The sequence below is a fragment of the Psychrobacillus sp. FJAT-21963 genome (genome assembly GCF_001420585.1).
Classification (GTDB): domain Bacteria; phylum Bacillota; class Bacilli; order Bacillales_A; family Planococcaceae; genus Psychrobacillus.
The window spans coordinates 957152-982100 of sequence record NZ_LJIY01000001.1; the positions used below are offsets into that span (position 1 = coordinate 957152).

Genomic DNA, 24949 nt, shown 5'->3' on the forward strand with positions numbered 1-24949 from the left:
CCCCTTTGTGTGATCTTTTACTACATTCTCATTCCCCGTCGCAGCTTTTTAGTTCACGTTTTCCAAAATCATCGCAATACCTTGTCCCCCACCAATGCAAAGCGAAGCTAGCCCATAACGGACATTTCTTTTCTTCATTTCAATTGCTAATGAATAAGTAATTCTCGTACCACTAGCACCTACAGGATGTCCAAGTGCAACTGCGCCACCATTCACGTTTACTTTTGATGTATCCAAGCCTAGTTCTTTAATCACCGCTAATGATTGTGCAGCAAATGCCTCATTTAATTCAAACAATCCTATATCATCTAAAGTTAAACCAGCTTTTTCTAATGCTTTTTTGCTTGCTGGAACAGGACCAATACCCATAATTTTTGGATCAACACCTGCCACTCCCCAAGAAACAATCTTTGCTAATGGCTTTAAGTTATGCTCTTTTACATATTGCTCAGAAGCAAGTAATACAGCTGCAGCTCCATCATTAATTCCACTTGCATTCCCAGGAGTTACCGTGCCATCCTTCTTAAATGCTGGCTTTAACTTCGCCAATCCATCTATTGTTGCACCTTCTCGAATATGCTCATCAGTATCAAATGTTACTTCTCCTTTTTTACCTTTTATCGTAATCGGCACTATTTCTTCCGCGAAGCGGCCACTATCTCTCGCTTGTATTGCTCTCTCCTGGGATTGAACTGCAAACGCATCTTGTTCTTCACGGGAAATATCATATTGTACTGCTAAGTTTTCAGCTGTCATCCCCATCCCGCAACCAACATATTTATCTGTTAAAGTATCCCAAAGCATATCTTCTACTAACGGCGCTTTGTTAGGCGAGCCGAATCGGGTTCCCCTTAATACATGCGGAGCTAAGCTCATGCTTTCAGTTCCTCCAGCAACTATTACATTTGCATCCCCGACCGCAATTGCCTGTGCTCCTGAGACAATGGATTGTAAGCTCGATCCACAAAGTCTATTTAGTGTTAGTGCACTAGAGGATTCTTTCATTCCGCTTTTTAGTCCAATATGTCTTGCTAGGTAAGCAGAGCTACCACTTGTTTGGATAATATTTCCGAAGATGATTTCATCTATATCAGAAGCTGGTATTCCACTTCTTTTAATAGCTTCTCCTGTAGCTGCTACACCTAAATCGATATCACTCACATCTTTTAGTGAACCTCCAAAAGTTCCAAAAGCTGTTCTTGCACCATCAATAATATAAGTTGTCATTTAATATCCCCCTTTGTCTTTACATTCCACCTGAAACACTTAAATGTTCACCTGTAATTCCACTTGCCTCATTTGCTGCAAGATACGCCACACCTGAAGCAACCTCTTCAGGGGAGATAAAGCGTTTCATCGCTTGTCTTGGATACATAATAGTCTCTAATGCTTCTTGTTCTGTTTTTCCAACACTTTTTAAATCGTTTAACTGTCTTTCAAGTAAAGGAGTAAGTACTGGACCTGGTAATATGGAGTTAGCGGTAATATTAAATGGTGCACCTTCTAATGCTGTCACACTTGTTACGCCTATCACACCATGTTTTGCTGCAACATATGCTACTTTTTCAGGACTCGCCAACCTTCCATGAATAGAGGATATATTGACAATCCTTCCAAATTGATTTTTCTTCATGTAAGGAAAAACATGTTTCGTCATTAAAAATACTCCGGTTAACATAACGTTGATAAGTAGATTCCACTTATCTAACGGAAACTCCTCAAGTGCTGATCTATACTGTAGTCCAGCATTATTTATTAGAACATCGACGGAGCCTTTTTCCTCTACAATTGCTTGTATAACAGCTTGAACGTTTTCTTCATTTGTTACATCTAGTGCTATCCCTTTCGTGTTTTCTCCTAATTCTTTCGCTACTTTTTCTGCTGCTTCTTGATTTAGATCGGCAACGTATACGAAGTCATTCTGAGTAACAAATTTTTGGGCGATGGCATATCCCATTCCCCCGGCACCACCCGTCACGATAACTACTCGTTGCTTACTCATAAGTTGACCTCCTCTTTTGCCTTCAACTCGGATTGGGTGTTAAGAAGATGTTTAATCAGTTGAGAGTCCCTTTCTTTTACATATCCATCAAAACTTTTACCAGGATATTCATAAAATCCTTTACCTGCTTTAACACCAATTGCTCCTGATTCAACCCTTTCCTCAATTGCTTTAAACTCTCTAACATTCGATTCAATTTTCGATTGAAGGCCATCTAATACAGCCTTCCAAATGTCCAATCCTCCAAAGTCTAAAATCTTCAACAGACCGCTAGAGGAAAAACGGAACCCAGGTCCTTGGAAGATTGCTGTATCTAAATCTTCTTCACTTACAATCCCATCTTCAATTAAAGCCAGTGCCTCTCTTACAATAGCTACTTGGATTCTATTTGCTACAAGGCCATCGATCTCTTTTTTCACTTCAATCGTCACCTTATTGTTTGATTCTAAAAAATCTTTTACTTCATTAAACACATGATCACTTGTCTCATTTGACCTTAGAAGTTCCACAAGCGGAACAATATGTGCAGGGTTGAAGAAATGAGTCAATATTGTTCTATCCTTATGTTTCTTAACGTCAACCGTAATGTCTGAAAGTTTTAAACTTGACGTATTGGATGCTAAAATTGTATGTTCTGCGCAAATGTCATCTAATTGTTTAAAAAGCTTTTGTTTCAAAGTTAAATTTTCTGATACACTTTCTATTATTAAATCGACATCCGCTAAATCATTAATGTTCGTTGTAAAAGAAATATGAGATAACACTTCATGATCGCTGTATCTAATGTCATATCCTTCCGCACGAAATAAATCTAAGTAAATGTGAAATTTCCCCTTTGCTGTTTCAAGCATTTCTTCAGAAATATCCGTTAGCGTTGTTTGCACTCCATTAATAGCAAATTGAAAAGCAATTCCAAACCCCATCGTTCCAGCACCAATAACTCCTAAATGATTTATCAACCGTTTATCCCCCTCGTTGAATGTTTCGCTCACTATTAAATCTCTATTGGACTATTTAAATAATCTAATGAAATACCTACCTTTTCACTCAATTGTTCTAAAGACATATCTCCCAATAACTCTACTACTCTAGGACCTTCTTCCGTGAATTTAATAACAGCATATTCACATACAAACAAATCTACTTTTCGAATCCCACTCGTTTTATACGTAAGTTCCCTCACTAATTTTGAAGTTCCATCCTTCGCAAACAATGTAGCCGCTACTATTACCTTTTTTGCACCTGTCACTAAATCCATTGCTCCCCCAACACCTAAAATGGGTTGGTTGGGTACTGCCCAGTTAGCAATTTCTCCATGGACATCAACTTGGAGAATACCAAGTACTGCAACATCCACATGACCGCCTCTAATTAATGCAAATGAATCTGCACTACTGAAAAAAGAGGCACTTTTTAAATACGTTACAGGCTCTTTTCCAGCATTAATCAAATCAATGTCCAAATTATCTTCTGTTGCAGGTGGTCCCATTCCTAATAATCCATTTTCCGTTTGTAAAAATACCTCTTTATCTTCTAAATACTCGGATACGATTGTAGGAATACCAATTCCTAAATTCACGATTTGACCATCTTCTAGCTCTTCCGCAATTCTCTTTGCAATGATATGTTTTTTATCTAGACTCAACATACTCACTCCCTACTTTGGAATATTTACTTTGGATGACATAATCGACATAAGCATGAGGGGTCACAATGTATTCAGGATCCAATTCCCCTACTTCTACAATTTCATCAACTTCTGCAATGACAATCTTACCAGCAGTTGCCATCATCGGATTAAAGTTTCTTGCAGTGGTGTAATATACTAAGTTTCCAAGTCGATCTGCTTTTGCTGCTTTAATAATGGCAACATCGCCTTTAATAGCCTTCTCAAAAATATATCTTTCCCCATCAATTACACGTTCCTCTTTACCTTCACTTAATTCAGTTCCTACTGCCGTTTTCGTGTAGAACCCCCCGATGCCGGCCCCGCCACAACGAATTGCCTCAGCAAGTGTACCTTGTGGTAATAATTCAATATCTAATTCACCTTTAGACCAAGCAATTACTGCTTCTCTATTAATAGAAAAAAAGGAACCGATTGCTTTTTTTATCTTTCCTTGCATGAACAACTTATGAAGTCCTTGCCCCAAGTCTCCTAAATTATTACTGACAACTGTCAAATCTTTTATATCTGTTTCTAATAATTCATCGATAATCGTAAGAGGTGTTCCTGATAAACCAAATCCACCAGTTAAAATTTGATCGCCACTTTTAAATAACTTTCGAATTTCCTTTGAATCAATTATTTTGTTCAATGTTATCCCTCCACTTTATAGTTCAACTAATAGAAAGCGCTTTCTTTTTTTGGAAAACTAAAATAGAATTAAATAAGTTTTAACTGTACAAAAAATTTAATCGGATTGTTTTAGTATATAATGAGATACATAAAATTAGACCGCAGTCTAATATTAAAATATTTGTGAGTATTCTGTCAATAATAGTTGGAGGTAATTTATGATTGAACGTGTAAAAAAACAGCGTAGAGGGGAAGAAACAAAGGAAAAAATTCTAAGAGTTGCACTAAAACTTTTTGCGGAAAAAGGGTTCACCAAGGTAACAGTAGATGATATTGTGAAAAAAAGCGGAACATCTAAAGGCTCTTTTTATCAGCATTTCCGTTCAAAATCCGATATTTTTTTAGTACGTTTTACCGAAGTGGATCATTATTATGAGGAAGTTTATAAATCCTTTCCCGACGACATGGATCCGATGGAAAAGTTGTCTATTTTCTCGCAAAAGTTAATGCGCTTTCTAGACGAAGAAATGGGAAAAGACTTGATGAAAGTAATTTATAGTGCAGCATTAGAAAACAACGAGCATAAATATTTTCTAGATTCAAATCGTTCACTCTTTAAAATCATCCGCTCATTATTAGAAGAAGCTATTACAAAGGGAAAACTCCATCCTGAGCTTTCCTTAGATGATGTTTCGACAATAATCACCCAATCCTATATGGGCACAATTTATCATTGGGGTTTACAAAATACCGATCGTAGCTTAGAATCGTTTTCCATCCCTATTACTAAAGCAGTTCTTGACGGATTAACAAAGAAAAGTTAGAAAGATGAATCTCTTGATTGCCAATCATAAAGAAATGGAAAGATCCATAGAACAATACAAAAAGACCGGCTCCCATTGGAACCGGTCATTACTATTTATAATTAGTCAGCCGCCTTTGCCGTACTTACATAAGAAAGTTTTAAACCACCACTCCTCAAAGTGGGTGTTCGCAAAAACTATCCTGCATGTCCTCATTGTCTTAAGAGAATGAAGCCTGTCATTCCAGTTTTTATATAAAACTCCCTGTTACAGCATAAAGGTTAAAACTTAATATTTATACGTGCAATGCAGCTTGTATACATATAATAAACCTATTCTCGCCTATTTTCAACGGTAATTGCTACCAACACATTATGCTAGCCTTCTGAGTCCCTAAGTCAATAAAACAAAAAACACCATCCGTTAAGATGGTGTTTGAAATGTACATTTAAGGAAGCCGCCTTTGCCGTACTTACATAAGAAAGTTTTAAACCACCACTCCTCAAAGTGGGTGTTCGCAAAAACTATCCTGCATGTCCTCATTGTCTAAAGAGAATGAGGCCTGTCATTCCAGTTTCTATATAAAACTCCCTGTTACAGCATAAAGGTTAAAACTTAATATCCATACGTACAACGCAGCTTGTATTTATATACTAAACCTATTTATTACTTTTTTCAACGGTAATGCATTCCAGTAATTACTTTGCTTCTGGGAACACTCTGTTAATTGTATCTGTAAATCCTTCCATCAATCCCTCTACAGGCTCATTTGCTCTAATTTTATCTCCATATTCAGTTATTTCTTGAGCAAAGTCTGGGTTGGTTGACACATATACATTATCGAAGTTTCCATTTGTTGCTTTTGCTTGATCGGCAATTTTACTTTTAAGATCGTCATTTTCATTAACTCCTTCTTTTAAAAGGACCCCAACATAAGCATTGTTATTTGTCACAATAACATTGGCGCTTTCCACTTCTTCCATTTCTGCAATTTTACTCGCAACGTCATCTGCTAATTCTAGCTGTTGATCTCCATTATTTCCATTTGTTCCGTTATCCTCATTAATATCAGTACCTGTTTCATCGTTAGCAGTATTTGTATCTACCGTTTCGTTAGTTGTTACATCATTATTATCATCATTTGCGTTATTGTCATCATTATTTGCCGTTCCACACCCCACTAAAGAACTAATTAAAAGCAAAGTCATCGATGCTTGTAACATTTTATTCATTTTTAAATCCTCCCTCATCATGTCATAACGATAGGATGAGTAATTTTAACCGAGATATTCTTAGGAGAATAAAATATTTTTATAAAGTGCTTATTTACGTTTTCGCTAATCGTCTTTAGTTATTTTTCTCATTATGATTAAATGATAATATAATCTAAATCTCTTTTTTTATCCCTGAAATTACTCTAATACTTTTAAGAAAGGAGATTCAACTAATTGAAAAACGAACTAACTATACTATTTCCATCCATTCAAATTCTGTCCGAATATCCTACTAAATTAGAAGAAGAAGTGTATATTTTCCACAATCCGTATTTGAATAATTGGTTACAAATAAACAAATCGGAAGTCTCTCGTCGTGAATATTCATTACTTGCATCTCTCTATTCAGAAGTAAGTTTAGATCTATCAACTAATCAAACTGTTTCCATGAAGTGGTTGAATTTTCTACGTGGAGATGGTCTTGCTCCTATAAAAACTGAAACTGATATTCGAGTCATTCAAATTCATTTTAAGAAAAATGTTCATGAAGCTGATTTAGAAGAAGCTGTTCATGTATTTTTTGGTGATGCTATGCAATTTGTTTTTGTTTCTTCTCAAAATGCGTTACTCATTGAGGAAAAGTCTTCATATGTTCAAACAACGGAGGATTTTGCTTCTTTTATTGCTGCACTTGAAAGTGATTTCTTTATAAAAGCAAAGTTATATATCGGGAAGTTTCACCAAACCAATATGCTATTTTCTGTTCATTTCTCTACAGAAAAAGAATGGTTTCAAAAAGGCATCTCCGCCAACCATGCGGAAAGAATTTATACATTGGAAAATATTTTTCCCTTTAACTTGATTGAACAAATGTCAGAAGAAATGAAACATATTATTCGCAAAGAGATTCTCAATCCAATTGAATATGATATGGAGTTACTACAAACAGTCCACCAATTTTTTGAAAACGGCTTTAATGCATCTGTCACAGCCAAGAAATTACATATTCACCGAAACACGTTCCATTACCGTCTAACTAAATTTCAAGATATTACAGGAATATCCGTTCGTAGTTTTGACGGTGCCCTTATTGCTTACTGTGCAAGCTTAATTGCTAACAATCGTTAAATCAAAGTTGCACAATTTTCTATATTAATAATTGTGCATATCGTCCATACCATCCATCTGTCTCTATTGGTAACCTTAATGTATAGATTAAATACTAAAGGGGTGCTTATATGGAGAAGTTAGTTCTTGATAATATTTTTAAAGTTTATGATGACGGTTCTACTGCAGTTTCCAATTTTAATTTACGTGTTCAGGATCAGGAGTTTATCGTTTTGGTTGGACCATCCGGCTGCGGAAAATCTACAACACTCCGGATGATTGCCGGTCTTGAAGAAATTACGACTGGTGAATTGCGAATCGAAGGCAAATTAATGAATGATGTCCCTCCAAAAGATCGTGATATCGCAATGGTATTTCAAAACTATGCACTGTATCCGCATATGAATGTCTACGATAATATGGCTTTCGGATTAAAACTTAGAAAGTTTTCAAAAGCTGAAATTGATCAGCGTGTAAAAAATGCAGCTGACATTCTTGGCCTGCAGCAACTATTAGATAAGAAGCCAAAAGCTCTATCTGGTGGTCAACGTCAGCGGGTAGCACTTGGTCGCGCAATTGTGCGTGATGCAAAATTATTCCTAATGGATGAACCATTATCTAACCTTGATGCAAAACTGCGTGTTCAAATGCGTGCTGAAATTGCAAAATTACACCTACGTCTAAAAACAACTACAGTTTATGTAACACATGACCAAACAGAAGCAATGACTATGGCATCACGTCTTGTCGTTATGAAAGATGGTTTCATACAACAAATTGGATCACCGAAAGAAGTGTATGAGAACCCAGAAAATGTCTTTGTAGGTGGATTTATTGGTTCACCAGCAATGAACTTTTTTGAAGGAAAAGTTAATAATGGTTATTTCAAGATTGGTGATTTTAATTTGAGAATTCCTGCAGAGAAATGGAACTTGCTTAATTCCCAAGGATATGATGGAAAAATAGTTATATTAGGTGTAAGACCTGAACATATCTCTGGAGATACTGAAGCTCTCGCTCTATTTCCTGATTCTATAGTAGATGCTGATATAGAAGTTTCCGAATTAACAGGGGCTGAACTTATGGTGTATTCATCTATTGCAAACCAACAATATGTAGCTAGAATAAATGCTGATGCTACAATGGAACCTGGTCAAAAAGTTAAACTCGCATTCGACTTAACTAGAGCCCACTTCTTCGATAAGGAAACAGAAAGTCGCATTAGATAGAAGTAAAGAAGGAGCCCTCATCTTGGATGTGGACTCCTCCTTTTTTTATGGACTTTAAATCTTCCAACGTTTTTCACGAAATAAAATTGCCACACAAAACATAGTAGCAGTAATCATGGAAGTACTTATAAGGGGTTTCTGTAAAACTAAATGTAACACGCAAAATAGGAATAAAAATAGAATTGCCAATCGAATAGATTCTTTATATTTGTATATTAACAATGCTATGAAGAAAACAAGGGTTAATGTGAACCCAATTTGAAGAAGAGAAGAATTATTCAGAATAACTACTAAAACCGCGAAACTACTATAAAACGAGATAAAAGTAAAAATTAGAGCATTATTCAACGGAAACGGCTTTTGCTTCTTAAGAAGATAAAACATATAGAGAATTATCCACGCTACCCCTATGTATACGCCTGTTCTAGCCCCTGAAAAATATAATATCATCCAAGGATGTTGGATAATCGTGGAGAAATCTGTTAATACAATGCTAAGTTTCCATACAACAATAAAAAGGAAAATCATATCACTAAATTGATTGGAAATTGCTTTACCGAATTTAACATATAGTATTAAAGCTGTAAGTATAGCTGCGAATACAAAGGCTAACCATGTCGAAGGAACTGTCATGGAAAAAACCCTATACCATTCCGTTGCAACCAAATGCTCTAACCTCCTTTTTTATATTTATTTTCATAGCAAAACTTGAAGCAATTTCTGCTTCAAGTTGCCCCTTTACAGTATATCCATCCAAATTTTAATAGCAGTCGCTAAAATAAGTGCCGCTAAAATCATTTGAAGTATCTTTGTGTTCAAACGTTTCCCAATTTTTGCTCCTAGTGGTGCTGCAATAAGACTTGCAATGATCATAATGACTGCCGGAAAGTATTCTACTTGTCCCGTAGTAACTTTACCAATTGTAGCTCCAATCGATGAAATAAAAGTAATCGCAAGACTTGTTGCAATGGTCATACGTGTAGGGATTTTTAGAACAACGAGCATGATCGGCACTAACAAAAATCCACCAGCCGCTCCTACAATCCCTGATCCAATACCTACAATAAATGAAAGGATAGCTGCTAATGATTTATTAAATGTTACTTGATCAAGCGGAATATCATCCACTTGTTTATTTGGGATGAACATCATAATTGCTGCAATTAATGCGAGTATTCCATATACAATATTCACACTTGCTTCCGATAAAGATTGGGAACTAAAACTACCAACAAAGCTCCCTACTAAAATAGCTCCTCCCATATAGACGATAAGAGATTTATTTAAATAACCGCCTTTACGATATGCCCATACACCAGCTATCGATGCAAAAAGTACCTGGACTGCGCTAATACCAGAAACTTCGTGCGCTGTAAAAGCCACAAATCCGAACATTGGGGGAATATATAATAGCATTGGGTATTTAATAATCGATCCACCAATACCTAGCATCCCTGAAATATATGAACCGATAAAGCCTATTAAAAAGATAGTAATAATCCATGCTATATCCATTATTCTTACACTCCTATCTAAAAAAGGGAAGCTCTTTTTTGGCCTCCCTCTCCATTTTTACGCTTTTTGAATCCAGAATTTCAAAACGTCATCCTCTTCTTTTTGCTCTATAATCGTGTGGCCGCCTGAAGCCGCCCATGCTGGAATGTCAGCAACGGCTCCTTTGTCGGTAACATGTACTTCTAATATTTCGCCTGATTCAATAGTATCTATAGCCTTTTTCGTACGAACGATTGGCATCGGGCAAGCTAATCCTTTTGCATCTAATATTTTAGTTGAATCCATATTCATCTCTCCTTTCATAATTTATTTTTAACGTACTGCACAACGGTTTGGACCGATTTCCATTTCTGCTTGTTCGTTCCCCGAAGGGACAATTTTCCCCATATTAACTTGACGAATTTCTTCGTATGCATTTGGCTGAGGAGGTAAATTATCGGTAACAATACTACGGAATTCTGTTTCATCCATAATATTTAAACCATGGTTTTCTTCAAACAAATCGCCTAATCGTTTTGCCACTGTACCATCTTCATTTAACTCATCGAGAATCATAAAGTGTGCAGGTAATACGATTAACTCATTTGAAAGCTCACGATAACGGCTATATAGAGTTTCACGGAGATCACCTACCCAGTCCTCTGCAAGACCCGCCAAATCAGGTCTTCCTATGGAATCAATAAATAAAATATCTCCTGTTAATAAAAACTTATTATCTACAACAAATGATGTTGACCCAATAGTGTGTCCAGGTGAATACAGGGATTGAATGGCAATCGTACTATCGCCAATTCTCACCTCTACTCCGTTTTCTAAAGGTGTGTAATCAAATACAACTTCCTCTGCATCTTTTGGTGGCAAGTAATAAGTTGCACCAGTCTTTTCTGCAATATGACGTCCCCCAGAAATATGATCCGCATGTAAGTGAGTGTCAAATACATTTGTTATCTTCACGTTTTTACTTGCTGCAAAATCTGTAAATACATCTACCATCCGTGTTGCGTCAACAATTGCAGCTTCTCCATTTGAAATAATCATATAAGAAAGACACCCTTTACCTAATCTTACGAATTGGTAAAGCTCTCCCCCATTTTCAAGATTACTCACTTTTACTGGTTCAAGATATTCGCTCCACGTTTTCATACCACCCTCTAAGTAAGCTGCTTCACGCCCAGCATCAGAAAGCATTTCCGCTACCATTATAGATGAGCCTTCCTTTGCACAAACAACTAATAAAGGTGTATTTGTAGGAATTTGCGGTAAAATTTCTTCTACTCCATCCAATAATTCAAAGTAAGGAATATTTAAATACCCAAATTTGTGACCTTCAATTTTCCAGTCAGCAAAAGCATCCGCATTCCGAACATCTAAAATAAATAATTCTTCGTTCTTCATTACTTTCTTTGCTACTTGTTCTGCTGTCCATTTATTCAAAGTCATTCAATTACCCCCATAGGTATTATTTTCGATAAAAATTTTTAAAGGTTTCTCCCTTTTAAAAAGTTAGTGTTGGTGACGCGTCTTTTGCGAACTCTAAAAAGGTCACTGCTCCTCCAACATCCATTCCATCTGCAAAATCATCTTTCGTTAATCCCATAACATCCATTGTCATTTGACAACCAATAAATTTCACTCCAAGTTCTTGAGCCATTTCAACTAATTGCGGAATGCTTGGCACATTGGACTTTGCAAATCCTTCTGCAATAGCTTCACGACCTTCTGGCATAGGTAGTGCCTGCATACCTTGCTTGTGAATCAAGTTCAATCCTTCAAATGTGAAGAAGATGGTAACTTCCTTTTCAGTGGCAGCTGCAGCTGTCGCTATATTAAATACTTTATATGCGTCGAATAGACCACCATTACTCGCGATAATCGCTACTTTATTTGACATTGTTTATTCCTCCAAATTTAAATTGATTTTTTAATAGCGCCTTTCCATTGGGTCATACCAGGTATTACGTTCCAGACATTTATAAAACCATTGTCCGCTAATTTTTGTGCCGCTAAATCACTACGCTTACCTGTACGGCAAATAACATATATGGATTTATCTTTTTCTAGCTCGTTCATCCGCCTCTCCAATTCGCCCATTGGAATCGATTTCGCGCCTTCGATATGCCCAAAAGCGTATTCTGCTTCTTCTCGGACATCTAAAAGTAAAGCTCCCTCTGAAACTGTTGTTAATAGTTCGTCCAAATGAATAATTTGTCCATGTAACTTTTCCACAACTGTTTCGTTGGAACACTTACGGATATAATGCTTTAATACATCCCCATCCTCAACAGTTCCAATATATTGGTGACCAACCGATTCAGACCATGCTGCAATATCCGCTGTTGACCCTCGATCCGTTGCTACTACCTCTATTATTTGACCATCTATCAAATCATTCATCGCTTTTTTGGTTTTAACAATAGGCATCGGACAAGCCAAGCCCTTAGCGTCTAAAGAATAGTCTACTTTCATCTTTTTCACTCCTTAAATACCTGTAAGGGTATTATTTTTGATAAAAAATTTTTAGCGAACTTCACCTTCCCAAGCTAGCATTCCTCCACTCATATTTGTCGCATCGTATCCCTGACTTTCTAAGAACTGTGTAGCTCGACCACTTCTTCCACCAGAACGGCAAACTACAATATATTGTTTTGATTTAGATAATTCTTGCAAACGAAATTCTAACAAACCAAGTGGAATATGAATGATATTAGCTATTTTACCAGCCTCTACTTCATCTACTTCACGGACATCAATTATATGAAGGTCTTCGCCACTTTTAAGTTTTTGCTCTACTTCTTTTGCTGTAATCTCTTTCATCTGATTTCCTCCTCTTAACGCCATGCACTCATGCCCCCACGGACATTTGTCACGCGATCGTATCCTAGTTTCTTTAATTTTTTACAAGCATTATTGCTCCGCATACCACTCTGACAAATAACAACAATTTCTTTATCCTTTGGCAACTTTTCAAAAGATGATCCAAGTGGGATGTTTTTGAATTGTCGTATATTTTGTGCTTTATACTCAGAAGGAGTTCTCACATCAACAAATACTTTATCTTGATCGTTCAACATATTTTTAAGCTCTGCTGTAGAGATTGTTTTTACGCCTTTTGAAGGCATCAGTCTCCATGCAAAAAAACCAACAATTACAACAATAAAAACCCATTCCATTTTCTTCACCTCCTTTAAAGCTTTCGATACTAAAATACCAACCGGGGTATAATTTCATTTAAAAATAAAAGCCGTATTTTATCGGCTCTTAACTACTAGGTTCATCGCTTCTTGAATTGCTGAATTTACTTTATCAGAATTACCTTCTGCGTTTTGTACACATTCTAATAGATTGTTACTTACTATTACACCGATGGTTCGGTCTGCTGCAGAACGAACTGCTGAAAGCTGAGTAACTACTTCTTTACAGTCTTTCCCCTCTTCCATCATACGTAATATTCCTCTCAACTGTCCTTCTATACGCTTAATCCTATTAATCGTTTTAGCATCATAAGACGACATATTAGAATTACCTCCTTCCAAAAAGGTGATCACTTTCTTTTTATGTTCTTAAGATGATAATATACCCCATTAGGTATAATGTCAACAGATAAACTTCATTTTATATACTCTGTCTTTTTTTGTTGCATGAAGTGCCAGTTAGCCGTATCATGAACAATTGTTAGCCTTCATAGGACAGTCACAGAAAGTTAGGTGTGAAAAATTGAATAAAAAAGCATTTCTCTTAGCAATATTTACAGTATTTATATGGGGCTCAACATTTGCTTCGATAAGCGCCAGCCTTCAAGGAGGCTACTCTGCTGGCCACTTGATATTATTTCGTTTTATTATTGCTTCCTTTATATTTATTATTCTTGCTTTTATACCTCAAATGAGATTTAGTTTACCTAAAAAAGAAGATGTGTTACCCATTTTTGCTCTAAGTTGGATTGGAATTAGTATTTACCATGTCTGTGTAACATTCGGTCAATTGACTATCACTGCTGGTACAGCTGGTATGCTCATTGGTTCAGCACCTATTTTCACTACGATCATTGCTGTAGTTGTGTTAAAAGAACGAATCGGGACATTTGGATGGATAGGATTAGGATTCGGGTTTATCGGTATTACAATTATTGGCTTAGGAACTGGAGAATCATCTTTTGACATTTCTCCTGGTGTATTTTTAGTGATTATAGCTGCTTTAGCTACTTCCATCTTTTTTGTTTTCCAAAAATCTTTATTAACAAAATATACCCCGATCGAATTAACTGCGTATTTTACGTGGGCAGGGACTTTACCTTTTCTAGTTTTTGCTCCTGGACTTATAGAAGATATACAGCATGCATCGCTTGTAGCTAACTTGTCAGCCATTTATATAGGCATTTTCCCTACGGCAATCGCATATCTTATGTGGGCATATGCATTGTCTCAAAGCAAAGCAAGTTCAGTTTCCAGCTTGCTCTATGCAGAACCCGTAATATCCATTTTCATAGCTTGGATCTGGTTGCACGAATTACCGTCACCTCTATCTATTAGCGGAGGAATAATTGCCATTTCAGGCGTTCTAATCGTTCAATTGTTCGGTAGAAGGAATAAGAAAAAATAAATTAAATAAAAAAGTACCAGGATTATTATTCACTGGTACTTTTTTTACTTTTATCAATTCTATGATATTCAGAAATTTGAATGACTCGTACATCACTTGTATTCAACTCGTGGTAAATTCCCCTGCTATCTCGAAAGGATATATATTGATCTCGCTCACTTTGAATCAATTCCTCTGCCTGATCTTGTGATTCTATATGGATGAACCTTCTAATATAATGGTCTTCCTCAAAGAAGTAAGTCACTTTAAATTCTTTCACAGTTTTTCTCCTAACGTTTGGTAAGTTTAAATTCTTTCAACGTTTGTTAATATCATTTTACTATGAGGAATGCTAGGCATACTCACCATGCTATAGCTTAAGTCTTGTTCTGGAAGATCATATTTCAACTTGTTAACTAAATAATCTAAACTAACTTTCATTACCTCAATCGTAACAAACTCACCTGCGCAACGATGTCCTAACAAATAGTCACCGCCGCCTTGTGGAATAAAGTTAAATGGGCTTCCTTTCCAGTTACTAAAACGTTCAGGATTAAAAACCTCCGCATTATCCCAAAGTTCAGCGTCATGATTTGTTCCATACAAATCGAGCAGAGTCAATGTTCCTTTTTCGAATGTGTAACCATTCCACACAAATTCATTTTTCACCTTGGCAGCTACTAAAGGAAAAAAAGGGTAATATCGTCGAACTTCCTGAACAAACATTTGCGCATATTGATTATTTGCTACCTTCAACTTACGTCTTTCCTCGGGATGATGATGAATGGCTAACGCCGTAAAATTAATATAAATAGCAATTGCCACAATTGGCCTAATAATATTTACTACTTCCACTGCAGCTATTTCTATATCTAATAGCTCGCCTTTTAAATCTTGATGAATGGAAATGGTATGGAGAGCAGAACCCTCCTTGGGCTTCAACTGTCCTTCTCTTACCTGTTCAATCAATCCCGCAACCCATTCCTCTAGATTTTTGCGGGCATGCCGACCTTTCCAATGCTTTGGCCCAATTGCAGTTGGTGATTCGAATAATAATCCTAATTGTATTGTTCGTTCCTTTACTTCCTCTTCCTTTAAAGGCACTCCAGCCCACTCACAAGCAGTTCTACACAGGATTTCTTTACTTTCCTCGTAAAGTATTACTTCGTCTGTTAGTTCCCACTTATTGACTGCATTTTCCCATTGCTTTTTAGTGATATTCTTTAACTCCTCCAGCTTATCTAGTGTCATCAGTGACATAAACATTTCTTTACGGTGTCTATGAGCCTCGTTATCTAAAGACTGAACTCCCCCAACGCCAAATAAAGTCTTTTGAACACGCTTTGGAGCAACCCCATTTCGCAAAAACTTTTCGTCATCATAAAAAATCTCCGCTGCTTCCTTTCCCCCTATACAAATTGCCTTTTGACCTAATAAACGGGTCTCATAAACATTGGAGGAGAAACTTTTTCTCCTATTAGGAATATACAAATAACCCTCTCTCAAAAAACTTAGGCTATGATCTATACCCTCTTCACGAGGCATCTGATTTGAATTCATTATTTAATCCATCTCCTTAAAGGTCTTCCTCACAAATCATTTTTAATTAGTGTTCCCCTGTTTATTTTTATTAAAACTTACGATTACATAACCTCTTTTTAATGACTGGAAAATTATTATTCGCAAGTTATTGACACACTTCAATATTTATTATATTGTTTACTTTGTCTTTATAATACGAAATACCTAATTATCGGAATATTGTAGTAAAAAGGTAATGTTCACTTGCATTTCTTTAAGTAATTCAATAGAGACAGAAGCCAATACATAACTTCAAAGAAATAGAAACGAAAGGTGTTTTAAAATGAACTTAAAAAATATTATAAAAAGGATGTCTTCCATTAAATTTAAACTTATTAGTATTTCCATCCTGCTTTTAGTAATTCCTTTAATTGTTCTCGGAATCGCTAGTTATGAAAGGAGTGCTTCCAGCTTAGATGAAATCGGAGAACAGAACTTAAAAAATAGCGTAGAAATGACCCTTGAAATGATACGTGTATTAAATGAAAGCGTAGAAAAAGGCGATTTGTCACTAATTGAAGCACAGGAAAAAGTTAAGAAAGCTATACTAGGCGATGTAAATCCAGATGGAACACGTCCAATTAATAAAAATATCGGCTTAGGTGAACATGGATACATGTATGTTTTGGATAGTGAAGGACTAGAACTTGCTCATCCAACCGCTGAAGGTGAAAATCTTTGGGACTCAGAAGATTCTAACGGAGTTAAATTTGTTCAAGAAATAATTAAAATGGGGAATGATGGTGGTGGATTCGTTTATTATGAATGGCCTCATCCAACAAACAACAAAGTGATAGAGACAAAGGTGTCTTATTCTGAAACCGATCCTTATTGGGGTTGGGTAGTCAATGCAAGTACTTTTATGATGGATTTTAATCAACCCGCTAATGAAATTTTACAGATGATTTCTATAGTAATTGGAATTACATTAATTGTTGGTATCTTGATCATATGGGTGTTTGCTAATAGTATTGCTAAACCGATTAAGAAAGTGTCTGAACATATGAACCATCTTGCTCATGGTGATTTGACTCAAGGACATATACAAGTGAAATCAAAAGATGAGACTGGCCAGCTTGCAGACGCAATGAATAAAATGCAAAGTAGTATAATAAATGCAATGAAAAGTATATCTAGTAGCTCAGAAACATTGTCGAGCCATAGTGAAGAGCTGACTCAATCTGCTAATGAAATGAAAGCAGGTACTGAACAAATAGCTACAACCATGCAGGAGTTGGCTTTTGGAACAGAATCACAAGCCAATAGCACTGGAGAATTGTCTTCCATAATGGATTCGTTTGTTTCTAGAGTGATAGAAGCTAATGAAAACGGAGAAAAAATACAACATTCAACAAGCGAAGTTTTACAGATGACTAACAAGGGCAAGCATTTGATGGAATCCTCTAATAAACAGATGGAAAGAGTAAATCAGATTATAAGAGAATCCGTTCAACAATTCCAAGGTTTCGAGGAACGCACGAAAGAAATAGCTAATCTCGTTACCGTGATACGTGATATTGCAGGGCAAACCAATCTTTTAGCATTAAATGCTTCGATTGAAGCGGCACGCGCAGGAGAACACGGAAAAGGATTTGCTGTAGTTGCAGACGAAGTAAGGAAGCTTGCAGAGCAAGTAAATGATTCTGTCACTGACATTACGGCCATTGTAAATAATACACAAGAAGAGTTTATTGAAGTAAAAAGTTTCTTACAGAGTGGATATAATGAGGTCGAAGAAGGCGCAGGTCAAATTAAATCTACAGGCGAAGCGATTAGCAATATCAATGTTTTAGTATTAGAAATGGTTGAAAATGTACAAACAATCTCTAATAACTTATCTGAAATCGCAGCTAATAGCCAAGAGATGAATGGTTCAATAGAAGAAATAGCATCTATATCGGAAGAATCAGCAGCGGGAGTAGAACAAACTGCCGCAACCGCGGAAGAAGCTAGTAGTTCGATGGAAGAAGTAGCTGAAAGCGCAGAACAACTTGCGAAGTTAGCTGAAGATTTAAATGGAGTTGTACAACACTTTAAACTTTAAAGGATAGATTTTACACTTTGTATAATGTCGAATGACTTATACAAAGTGTTTTATTTTTGTTAAAATGGATTTACTTTAGCCTGAAGGGACGAAAAATAAATGAACTCACCTTTTACATACAAATATACCGCTCCACAGGTAGCAGAAAAAAATCAACCAACTTTGTTTTTATTACACGGTATGGGAAGTAATGAAGAGGATTTGCCTCAGCTAGTGAAGGGATTTGAAAAGACACATCATATTTTTAGCTTGCGCGGTCCAATCGTTTTCAACCCTGGGTATGCGTTTTTTACAATAGAAGAAGAGGGCAAACCTAATCGAGAAGTATTTGATAAAGTACTTGTCTATATTCAATCTTTTATTCGCGAGGCAATTGTAGAATTTGAGTTGGATTTTAACCAAATTTCTTTACTTGGCTTTAGTCAAGGAGCTGTGCTAGCACAAGCATTAGCTTTAACTATGGGAAATGAATTGAATAGTGTTGTTGCTTTGAGTGGGTATATACCGGACTTTGTAAAAAATGAATATAGCAAAAGATCTGTAGATCATTTAGATATTTTTATTTCTCATGGGGATTATGATTACATTATTCCTTCCCAATGGGGTGCTGAAAGTAAGGATTATTTCGAAAGGCTCGGTGCTACGGTAACCTTTAAAACATATAATGATGGTCACGGTGTACCACCGCAAAATCAACAGGATCTTGTGGAGTTTTTGAAGAACAATTAATGAACAATTAATGTTTGATTATAGGAATTCAGATTGCTCTTTCATCCATTAAATGAATAAGAGGAAAAACCATATAGAAAAAGAAGAAGCTCAGAAATAGGATACTTATTTCTGAGCTTCTTTCAAGGTAAATTTTAGCAAGAACGACAACATTACTGAAATTAGAAGGATACTTGCTATTAAACCAATGACTCCGTTCCAGCCAAACTTGGACCAAAAAATCCCGCCTGCAGTACCTCCAATGCTAGAGCCGACATAGTAGAAAAATAAATAAAGCGAAGAAGCTTGTGCCTTATCATGTTCCGCTCTTTTACTCACCCATCCACTCGCGATGGAATGCGCTCCAAAAAATCCAAAAGTAAATATTATAATTCCAATAATTTTCAGTGTTAATGCAACATTAATCGTTAGGATAGCACCAGCAAACATAATGCCTATTCCAACAAATAACATTTTTTGTCTACCATATCGATCCGCTAGGCTACCAAGCCATGTGGAGCTGAATGTTCCTACCAAATAAATAATAAAAATCCACCCGACAATCGTTGTACTAAGTGAATAAGGAGGACCTAGCAATTTAAAACTGATGTAGTTATATAATGATACAAAACTCGCCATCAGTGTAAAACCTATACCAAAAAGACAAAGCATACTTGAATCTTTTAAATGTGCTATAAGCGAATTAGTTAAAGCTCTAAATTGTAACTTTCTTGGCTCAAAATGTTGAGAATTTGGCAAAGAAATGACAAAATAAATGCTAATCGCTAGACTTAATAAACCAAGAAAAACCATTCCAATTTTCCAGCTATATAAATCTGTCATCGTCCCCATAATAATACGACCTGCTAGCCCGCCAATCGAATTTCCACTTATATAAAGTCCCATCGCAACTCCTAGACTAGCCGGCTCTACTTCTTCCCCCAAATAAGCCATTGCAATTGCCGGAAGACCGGCAAAAGCAACCCCTTGAATCACTCGTAATACAAGTAGCACTTCGAAATTTGGAGAAAACGCAATTATTAATGTCAAAATAGAAGCCGCAAGGATGGAAATCGTCATCAATCGTTTACGTCCCCATGCTTCCGAAAGAGACCCGAAGATGACAAGGCATATAGCTAAAGCAAATGTAGTAAATGAAAGGGACAAACTAGCCACAGCTGGTGACACCTGAAATTCTCTTGAAAATTCAGGAAGAATCGGTTGTGTGATGTATAAATTAGCAAACGTTATAAACCCTGCTGCAAATAATGCAAAGTTAACTTTTTTATATTCTTTCGTTCCTTTTTGTATATATTCCATCAGTATATCGCCTCAATATGTTTTGTAACTAGTTTTCAAAACCTAAATAAGTTGTGGATAACTTCTCTTCTTTGTTCTTATCCACACGATATCCACTAGCATGTGGACGAGAACTTACAACAGAGTATAATTTTTCATCTATAAAATGCAGAGCAACCCCATCGTCCGCTGCATATCCTGCACCAATAACGCCTTCATTGATAAACTTTTGATAAACAGGACGTCTATCTTCTTCCCCATCATAATGTGGACAATTACTACCAGAAATCAAACCCAGACATGAGATAGGTTCAAGCTCGTCCCCGAAGGAATCCGTTGTACCTTCTTCAAACCAACAAAGTGACCCCGCACTGATCCCAGCTAAAATAATTCCATTGTTGTATGCTTCTCGAATAATTATATCCAATTCCCACTCTTTCCAAAGAGCCATGAGGTTTTTCGTGTTACCTCCCCCTACATAGAGAATGTCCTGGTCGAGAATGAATTTCTTAATATCACGGGTATGTGGTTTAAACAACGATAAATGGGAAGGCTCACATGCCTCATTTTGAAAAAAATTATAAAAACGTTCAATATAACTATCTGCATCTCCGCTAGCCGTACCAATAAAACAAATTTTTGGCCTATCCTTTTTGGATTGCTTCAAAATATATCGATCTAATAATGGATTTTCAGGCTCCATGGAGAAACCTCCACCACCCATTGCAATAATTTGTTTCATTTACTATTCCCCTATCCTGATTTCTTTTTACTAATAGTAACATGAAAAAAAGAACTTGCACTTCAACTATTTTGAATAGTTAAAATGCAAGTCATTAAAAAATATTAAAGAGAAAAAACTAGTGAACGCACGTTAAAGACTAGAACACGGATGTGCGCTTGCCACACGTTACGCTTGAGCCTCCGCAGGATGAGTCGCTCCTTCGTCGCTCTCACATCCTGGAAACACCCTTTCAAAACAGTGTGAATTTATCAAATATATAGACTACTTTATTCTCTACTTTTACGCTAACTGGTTAAATCACAAGTAGCAAATAAATATTAAATACGAAATTTCGAAATATCCTGGATCATTTCTTGCATGGAAGCTTGAAGTTTATATACTTCATCATTTAACTCTTCAACTAGCTCTACTTGTTGGTCAGATGATTTTGCAACACTCGTTGTATCTTCTGTATTCTGACGAACAACACCATTCATCTCTTCTGTCGATGCAAGCACCTCTTCTGAGCTTGCTGACATTTGTTCAATAATAGCTGAGTCTTCTTGAATTCCATCATTAACCTTAACAACAGCTCGTAGGATCATTTCTAAACGTTCTCCGATAGTATGAACCTCGCTATTTCCTTCTTTCGCCAATACAGAAGATTGGTTCATTTCCTCCGTTACACGACTTGTAATCTCTTCAAATTTCTGAAGCTGCATACGAATATCCTCTGCAGAAGATCGTGACATCTCCGCTAACTTGCGTACTTCATCAGCTACAACTGCAAAGCCTTTACCTGCCTCGCCTGCTCGTGCTGCTTCGATTGCTGCATTTAATGCAAGTAAATTTGTTTGTTCTGCGATACTCGTAATAACCTTTACCATTTCTTCAATTGAGCGATACTTTTCGCCCATTTCTTCTACATGCTCACTCGTTTTTAGTACAGATTTTTCTACCGTTTCGATTTTCTCAATAACCTTTTCTGAATCTGAAACACTATTTTCCACAAGCTTTGTCATGTCAAAAGATGAATTTGACATAGATGTTGTAGAATCAGCCATACGTTGAATTCCTGCAGCCATTTCTTCCATAGCATTTAGCACTTCATTATTACTTATATGTTGCTTCTCTCCATTAATGGCTAGGCTAGTTATATTTTGAGCAATAGCATCATTTGAGACACGCACTTTATTCATTGTATCCTGGATTCGATATGTAAAATCATTGACTTCCATAGAAGAATCCTTCATCAGCTTTAATGTTTTCTTTAACTGTAACAATGATGTAGAAAATGCCTGAAAAAAATCTGCAATTTCGTTTTTCGCCTTATATTGAATTTGCGATACTTGCTCTTCTGCGCCTTTCAAATCCCCATTTGCAAAATTGGTCGTCGCCTCTTTTAATTCTGAAAGAGGGTGCAGTATTTTATATGTACTTCGATAGATTATGTACAATACAACAAGACAGATTACGATTATTAAAGAAAACACAATCGGAAGAACAGACGACAAAACATCTTTTTGTATCCCTTGTACTACATCAGCTGAAATATCTACCCCAAGAACCGCAATAGCTTTACCTGATGCATCCTTAATCGGTACATATCCAGTTATATATTCTCCAAATTCTCCATCACTCTGAATATTAGTAAATAAAGAGCCCTTCTCAATTGCTTCTTGAATTTCCTTCCCGGAGGTGCCAGTAGACTCTAGACCTATAGTTCCGACTAGCGCAGGATCTTCATCACGTGGTGCTGCATAAACCAAAAAGGTTGGATTCTTTCCTGGCTCTGGAATGGAAAAAGTATAAGCATATAAAACACCATTTTTCTCTTTTAAATCATTTAGTTGATCTCTTAACTCCCAATAGAGATCATCCTCTTCTAAAATAGTATTGAACTTTTTATATTGTTCTCCATCAATTTGATTGGCAAAGTTACTCGCAATTTGCGATGCTTGTGCACCCATTGTTTTCTCGACACTCGTATTTGTATTCCAATAAACAATTCCCCCGAAAATAACAGCGATTAATGTAAATGTAACTAGAGCAAACAGTAAAATATGCTTACCTAATTTTGTCTTCTTCATTTCTTATCCCCTTCCTCCAAGATATAATAATAGCAGAAAATTACGCAAATAAAAGATAAATATTTGTATTTTATANTAAAAAATGATTGAATCCATTTTACCTATTTAATCGTTTATACCTTTTATTACTATTGATATATTCCCGCAAAAAATAAAAAGCTAAAACAAATAAAAAAGCATGCCATCCCAAAAATCTTTACAAGATAATCGGATGTGCATGCTTATTATAAATTTAGACTATAAACCAAGAGAAATGTACTTAATCTCTAAGTATTCGTCCATTCCATGATGACCACCTTCACGGCCGAGTCCACTTTGTTTAAATCCTCCAAACGGCGCCTGTGGAGTAGATGGTAACCCGTCATTTAAACCAATAATACCGTACTCTAATTTTTCTGTAATACGGATACCTCTCGAAATATTCTCAGTAAAAACATACGCGGCAAGTCCATATATAGAGTCATTCGCGCGTCGGATTGCTTCTTCTTCATCCTTAAATGTACTAATAGGAATTACCGGTCCGAATGTTTCTTCCTGCATACAAAGCATGTCATCAGTGACATTCGTTAAAATGGTCGGTTCAAAGAAAAGACCTTCTTTTCTTTTCCCACCAATTTTTACTTCTGCTCCTTTTGAGGCTGCATCATCTACATGCTCCTGAGCTTTTTCCACAGCAGAATCGTTAATAAGCGGACCGATTGTCACGCCATCTTCGAGACCATTACCAATCTTCAACTTCTTCGTTTTTTCTATTAATAACTCAGTAAACTTCTGTGCAATCGATTCCTGCACGTATACACGATTAATACATACACAGGTTTGACCAGCATTTCGGAATTTCGCGGCAAGCACATTTTCTGCAGCCTTTTCTAAATTACAATCTTCCATAATGATAGAAGGTGCATGCCCCCCCAATTCAAGCGAAACTTTTTTGACTGTATCCGCCGCACCTTTCATTAACCGCTTTCCTACCTCTGTAGAACCTGTAAAAGTCAGTTTTTGAACACGGGAGTCTTCTAACCAAGCATTTCCAATAGAATTAGAATCGCCTGTTACTATATTTACAACCCCATCTGGTATTCCTGCTGCTTTTGCAAGTTGCACCAACTTGATTGCCGTGAGAGGTGTCTGTCCAGCAGGTTTTATTACTACAGTACAGCCAGAAGCAAGAGCCGGACCAACCTTTCTTGTAATCATTGCTGCTGGAAAGTTCCAAGGAGTAATAACTGCTACAACGCCCACCGGTTGTTTATGCACAAAAATACGTTTATTTTGTTGAGTTGCGGGAATCATTTCTCCATAAATACGTTTCCCTTCTTCTGCATACCAGGAAATAAACCCATTTGCATAATTGATTTCCCCTCTTGCTTCTGTAAGAGGTTTCCCTTGCTCCTCTGTCATCGTTTTGGCAAGGTCTTCCGTATGATACTTAATCAGATTATGCCAATTTTGTATTAGTTCACTTCGTTCATATGCAGATAAAGCAGACCATTTTTTAAATGCTTCATAAGCTACATCGACTGCTTGTATCGCTTCTTCCTTACCTCCTTTTGGAACAGTCGCAAAAACTTCTCCTGTTGCAGGGTTACTAACTTCAATAACAGGTAATTCTTTTCCAACTTCCGCTCCATTAATGATCATGTAATATTGTCTAGACATCCGTCTCCACTCCATTTCATATATTCTTTCTATGTTATCTACATTATAAAGATACCCCTCACAACATTATTAATAAAACGATTTTATATTGTAATGA

At 36.4% G+C, this 24949-nt stretch carries 27 protein-coding genes and 2 other RNA genes; 6 read left to right on the top strand and 23 right to left on the bottom strand.

The features are described from left to right. Nucleotides 1-48: 48 nt before the first annotated feature. Genes AN959_RS04560 through AN959_RS04580 form a run of 5 tightly spaced genes read right to left on the bottom strand, consistent with a single transcriptional unit; the run spans nucleotide 49 to nucleotide 4320 of the window. Complete coding sequence (locus AN959_RS04560) at nucleotides 49-1227, bottom strand: acetyl-CoA C-acetyltransferase (RefSeq protein ID WP_056828655.1); 1179 nt, start codon at nucleotides 1225-1227, stop codon at nucleotides 49-51. Nucleotides 1228-1246: 19 nt separating this feature from the next. After that, the gene (locus AN959_RS04565) at nucleotides 1247-2002 is read right to left on the bottom strand and encodes a 3-hydroxybutyrate dehydrogenase (RefSeq protein ID WP_056828656.1); all 756 of its coding nucleotides are present in this window, start codon (nucleotides 2000-2002) and stop codon (nucleotides 1247-1249) included. After that, entirely contained in the window at nucleotides 1999-2961 is a 963-nt protein-coding gene (locus AN959_RS04570; protein ID WP_056828658.1) for a 3-hydroxyacyl-CoA dehydrogenase family protein, read from the bottom strand. The genes AN959_RS04565 and AN959_RS04570 overlap by 4 nt, the downstream gene beginning before the upstream one ends. Before the next feature lie 35 nt (nucleotides 2962-2996). Then, nucleotides 2997-3650: a 3-oxoacid CoA-transferase subunit B gene (locus AN959_RS04575; protein ID WP_056828661.1), complete on the bottom strand. Its 654-nt coding sequence runs from the start codon at nucleotides 3648-3650 to the stop codon at nucleotides 2997-2999. After that, complete coding sequence (locus AN959_RS04580) at nucleotides 3634-4320, bottom strand: CoA transferase subunit A (protein WP_053590814.1); 687 nt, start codon at nucleotides 4318-4320, stop codon at nucleotides 3634-3636. Before AN959_RS04580 ends, AN959_RS04575 begins: the two co-directional genes overlap by 17 nt. Before the next feature lie 199 nt (nucleotides 4321-4519). Here AN959_RS04580 and AN959_RS04585 point away from each other — a divergent pair, with 199 nt between their 5' ends. Beyond that, complete coding sequence (locus tag AN959_RS04585; RefSeq protein WP_056828663.1) at nucleotides 4520-5125, top strand: TetR/AcrR family transcriptional regulator; 606 nt, start codon at nucleotides 4520-4522, stop codon at nucleotides 5123-5125. Nucleotides 5126-5227: 102 nt separating this feature from the next. On the opposite strand, the gene ssrS (AN959_RS20545) is transcribed toward AN959_RS04585, so the two are convergent. From ssrS (AN959_RS20545) to AN959_RS04590, 3 genes are all read right to left on the bottom strand, one after another. Continuing rightward, nucleotides 5228-5422, bottom strand: a non-coding RNA gene (ssrS, locus tag AN959_RS20545) — 6S RNA. Between the two features lie 132 nt (nucleotides 5423-5554). After that, nucleotides 5555-5749: non-coding RNA, 6S RNA (gene ssrS, locus AN959_RS20550), on the bottom strand. Between the two features lie 53 nt (nucleotides 5750-5802). Next, nucleotides 5803-6336 carry a YhcN/YlaJ family sporulation lipoprotein gene (locus AN959_RS04590; protein ID WP_056828665.1) on the bottom strand — a complete coding sequence of 178 codons (534 nt, stop codon included), beginning with the start codon at nucleotides 6334-6336 and terminating at the stop codon, nucleotides 5803-5805. A gap of 216 nt (nucleotides 6337-6552) precedes the next feature. Here AN959_RS04590 and AN959_RS04595 point away from each other — a divergent pair, with 216 nt between their 5' ends. Both AN959_RS04595 and AN959_RS04600 read left to right on the top strand, forming a co-directional pair. Beyond that, nucleotides 6553-7446, top strand: a complete 894-nt coding sequence (locus tag AN959_RS04595) for a CdaR family transcriptional regulator (protein WP_056828667.1) — start codon at nucleotides 6553-6555, stop codon at nucleotides 7444-7446. Between the two features lie 110 nt (nucleotides 7447-7556). Beyond that, the gene (locus tag AN959_RS04600) at nucleotides 7557-8654 is read left to right on the top strand and encodes an ABC transporter ATP-binding protein (protein WP_056828669.1); all 1098 of its coding nucleotides are present in this window, start codon (nucleotides 7557-7559) and stop codon (nucleotides 8652-8654) included. Nucleotides 8655-8708: 54 nt separating this feature from the next. On the opposite strand, the gene AN959_RS04605 is transcribed toward AN959_RS04600, so the two are convergent. From AN959_RS04605 to AN959_RS04645, 9 genes are all read right to left on the bottom strand, one after another. Further along, a complete protein-coding gene (locus tag AN959_RS04605; RefSeq protein WP_056828671.1) occupies nucleotides 8709-9320 on the bottom strand; it encodes a hypothetical protein in 612 nt (203 codons plus the stop codon). Between the two features lie 72 nt (nucleotides 9321-9392). Further along, a complete protein-coding gene (locus AN959_RS04610; RefSeq protein WP_056828674.1) occupies nucleotides 9393-10169 on the bottom strand; it encodes a sulfite exporter TauE/SafE family protein in 777 nt (258 codons plus the stop codon). Nucleotides 10170-10226: 57 nt separating this feature from the next. Next, complete coding sequence (locus AN959_RS04615) at nucleotides 10227-10454, bottom strand: sulfurtransferase TusA family protein (RefSeq protein WP_056828675.1); 228 nt, start codon at nucleotides 10452-10454, stop codon at nucleotides 10227-10229. Between the two features lie 27 nt (nucleotides 10455-10481). After that, entirely contained in the window at nucleotides 10482-11609 is a 1128-nt protein-coding gene (locus AN959_RS04620; RefSeq protein ID WP_056828677.1) for an MBL fold metallo-hydrolase, read from the bottom strand. Nucleotides 11610-11664: 55 nt separating this feature from the next. Continuing rightward, nucleotides 11665-12060 (bottom strand): DsrE/DsrF/DrsH-like family protein, encoded by a 396-nt coding sequence (locus AN959_RS04625; RefSeq protein WP_056828679.1) that lies wholly within the window; start codon nucleotides 12058-12060, stop codon nucleotides 11665-11667. 17 nt (nucleotides 12061-12077) lie between these two features. After that, nucleotides 12078-12635, bottom strand: coding sequence for a sulfurtransferase TusA family protein (locus tag AN959_RS04630; RefSeq protein WP_056828680.1), 558 nt, complete (start codon nucleotides 12633-12635; stop codon nucleotides 12078-12080). A 51-nt stretch (nucleotides 12636-12686) separates the two neighbouring features. Further along, complete coding sequence (locus AN959_RS04635; RefSeq protein WP_056829140.1) at nucleotides 12687-12983, bottom strand: rhodanese-like domain-containing protein; 297 nt, start codon at nucleotides 12981-12983, stop codon at nucleotides 12687-12689. 14 nt (nucleotides 12984-12997) lie between these two features. Further along, the gene (locus tag AN959_RS04640) at nucleotides 12998-13339 is read right to left on the bottom strand and encodes a rhodanese-like domain-containing protein (protein ID WP_056828682.1); all 342 of its coding nucleotides are present in this window, start codon (nucleotides 13337-13339) and stop codon (nucleotides 12998-13000) included. Nucleotides 13340-13417: 78 nt separating this feature from the next. Then, nucleotides 13418-13681, bottom strand: coding sequence for a metal-sensitive transcriptional regulator (locus AN959_RS04645; RefSeq protein WP_053590826.1), 264 nt, complete (start codon nucleotides 13679-13681; stop codon nucleotides 13418-13420). Between the two features lie 202 nt (nucleotides 13682-13883). Between AN959_RS04645 and AN959_RS04650 the strand changes: the two genes are divergently transcribed. After that, nucleotides 13884-14768 (top strand): DMT family transporter, encoded by an 885-nt coding sequence (locus AN959_RS04650; protein WP_056828683.1) that lies wholly within the window; start codon nucleotides 13884-13886, stop codon nucleotides 14766-14768. A 25-nt stretch (nucleotides 14769-14793) separates the two neighbouring features. On the opposite strand, the gene AN959_RS04655 is transcribed toward AN959_RS04650, so the two are convergent. Both AN959_RS04655 and AN959_RS04660 read right to left on the bottom strand, forming a co-directional pair. Next, nucleotides 14794-15027: a hypothetical protein gene (locus AN959_RS04655; RefSeq protein ID WP_056828685.1), complete on the bottom strand. Its 234-nt coding sequence runs from the start codon at nucleotides 15025-15027 to the stop codon at nucleotides 14794-14796. Between the two features lie 26 nt (nucleotides 15028-15053). Then, entirely contained in the window at nucleotides 15054-16310 is a 1257-nt protein-coding gene (locus AN959_RS04660; protein ID WP_305811683.1) for a cytochrome P450, read from the bottom strand. 301 nt (nucleotides 16311-16611) lie between these two features. Here AN959_RS04660 and AN959_RS04665 point away from each other — a divergent pair, with 301 nt between their 5' ends. Beyond that, complete coding sequence (locus AN959_RS04665; protein WP_056828688.1) at nucleotides 16612-18372, top strand: methyl-accepting chemotaxis protein; 1761 nt, start codon at nucleotides 16612-16614, stop codon at nucleotides 18370-18372. A gap of 99 nt (nucleotides 18373-18471) precedes the next feature. After that, the gene (locus AN959_RS04670) at nucleotides 18472-19101 is read left to right on the top strand and encodes an alpha/beta hydrolase (RefSeq protein ID WP_056828690.1); all 630 of its coding nucleotides are present in this window, start codon (nucleotides 18472-18474) and stop codon (nucleotides 19099-19101) included. A gap of 105 nt (nucleotides 19102-19206) precedes the next feature. Here AN959_RS04670 and AN959_RS04675 read toward each other — a convergent pair whose 3' ends face one another. The 4 genes from AN959_RS04675 to AN959_RS04690 all read right to left on the bottom strand — a co-directional run bounded on the left by AN959_RS04675 (nucleotide 19207) and on the right by AN959_RS04690 (nucleotide 24852). Then, nucleotides 19207-20400, bottom strand: coding sequence for an MFS transporter (locus tag AN959_RS04675; RefSeq protein ID WP_056828692.1), 1194 nt, complete (start codon nucleotides 20398-20400; stop codon nucleotides 19207-19209). A gap of 28 nt (nucleotides 20401-20428) precedes the next feature. Next, on the bottom strand, nucleotides 20429-21121 hold the full coding sequence (locus tag AN959_RS04680) for a peptidase E (protein WP_056828694.1): 693 nt from the start codon (nucleotides 21119-21121) through the stop codon (nucleotides 20429-20431). Nucleotides 21122-21441: 320 nt separating this feature from the next. After that, nucleotides 21442-23193, bottom strand: coding sequence for a methyl-accepting chemotaxis protein (locus AN959_RS04685; RefSeq protein WP_056828696.1), 1752 nt, complete (start codon nucleotides 23191-23193; stop codon nucleotides 21442-21444). A gap of 237 nt (nucleotides 23194-23430) precedes the next feature. Continuing rightward, nucleotides 23431-24852: an NAD-dependent succinate-semialdehyde dehydrogenase gene (locus AN959_RS04690; RefSeq protein WP_253278869.1), complete on the bottom strand. Its 1422-nt coding sequence runs from the start codon at nucleotides 24850-24852 to the stop codon at nucleotides 23431-23433. Nucleotides 24853-24949: the final 97 nt, after the last annotated feature.

Excerpts from the sequence above, each read along its gene's own strand:
- AN959_RS04560 (WP_056828655.1), bottom strand. The coding sequence starts at position 1,227 with ATGACAACTTATATTATTGATGGTGCAAGAACAGCTTTTGGAACTTTT.
- AN959_RS04565 (WP_056828656.1), bottom strand. The coding sequence starts at position 2,002 with ATGAGTAAGCAACGAGTAGTTATCGTGACGGGTGGTGCCGGGGGAATG.
- AN959_RS04575 (WP_056828661.1), bottom strand. The coding sequence starts at position 3,650 with ATGTTGAGTCTAGATAAAAAACATATCATTGCAAAGAGAATTGCGGAA.
- AN959_RS04585 (WP_056828663.1), top strand. The coding sequence starts at position 4,520 with ATGATTGAACGTGTAAAAAAACAGCGTAGAGGGGAAGAAACAAAGGAA.
- AN959_RS04590 (WP_056828665.1), bottom strand. The coding sequence starts at position 6,336 with ATGAATAAAATGTTACAAGCATCGATGACTTTGCTTTTAATTAGTTCT.
- AN959_RS04600 (WP_056828669.1), top strand. The coding sequence starts at position 7,557 with ATGGAGAAGTTAGTTCTTGATAATATTTTTAAAGTTTATGATGACGGT.
- AN959_RS04610 (WP_056828674.1), bottom strand. The coding sequence starts at position 10,169 with ATGGATATAGCATGGATTATTACTATCTTTTTAATAGGCTTTATCGGT.
- AN959_RS04615 (WP_056828675.1), bottom strand. The coding sequence starts at position 10,454 with ATGGATTCAACTAAAATATTAGATGCAAAAGGATTAGCTTGCCCGATG.
- AN959_RS04620 (WP_056828677.1), bottom strand. The coding sequence starts at position 11,609 with ATGACTTTGAATAAATGGACAGCAGAACAAGTAGCAAAGAAAGTAATG.
- AN959_RS04625 (WP_056828679.1), bottom strand. The coding sequence starts at position 12,060 with ATGTCAAATAAAGTAGCGATTATCGCGAGTAATGGTGGTCTATTCGAC.
- AN959_RS04630 (WP_056828680.1), bottom strand. The coding sequence starts at position 12,635 with ATGAAAGTAGACTATTCTTTAGACGCTAAGGGCTTGGCTTGTCCGATG.
- AN959_RS04635 (WP_056829140.1), bottom strand. The coding sequence starts at position 12,983 with ATGAAAGAGATTACAGCAAAAGAAGTAGAGCAAAAACTTAAAAGTGGC.
- AN959_RS04640 (WP_056828682.1), bottom strand. The coding sequence starts at position 13,339 with ATGGAATGGGTTTTTATTGTTGTAATTGTTGGTTTTTTTGCATGGAGA.
- AN959_RS04645 (WP_053590826.1), bottom strand. The coding sequence starts at position 13,681 with ATGTCGTCTTATGATGCTAAAACGATTAATAGGATTAAGCGTATAGAA.
- AN959_RS04665 (WP_056828688.1), top strand. The coding sequence starts at position 16,612 with ATGAACTTAAAAAATATTATAAAAAGGATGTCTTCCATTAAATTTAAA.
- AN959_RS04670 (WP_056828690.1), top strand. The coding sequence starts at position 18,472 with ATGAACTCACCTTTTACATACAAATATACCGCTCCACAGGTAGCAGAA.
- AN959_RS04675 (WP_056828692.1), bottom strand. The coding sequence starts at position 20,400 with ATGGAATATATACAAAAAGGAACGAAAGAATATAAAAAAGTTAACTTT.
- AN959_RS04680 (WP_056828694.1), bottom strand. The coding sequence starts at position 21,121 with ATGAAACAAATTATTGCAATGGGTGGTGGAGGTTTCTCCATGGAGCCT.
- AN959_RS04685 (WP_056828696.1), bottom strand. The coding sequence starts at position 23,193 with ATGAAGAAGACAAAATTAGGTAAGCATATTTTACTGTTTGCTCTAGTT.
- AN959_RS04690 (WP_253278869.1), bottom strand. The coding sequence starts at position 24,852 with ATGTCTAGACAATATTACATGATCATTAATGGAGCGGAAGTTGGAAAA.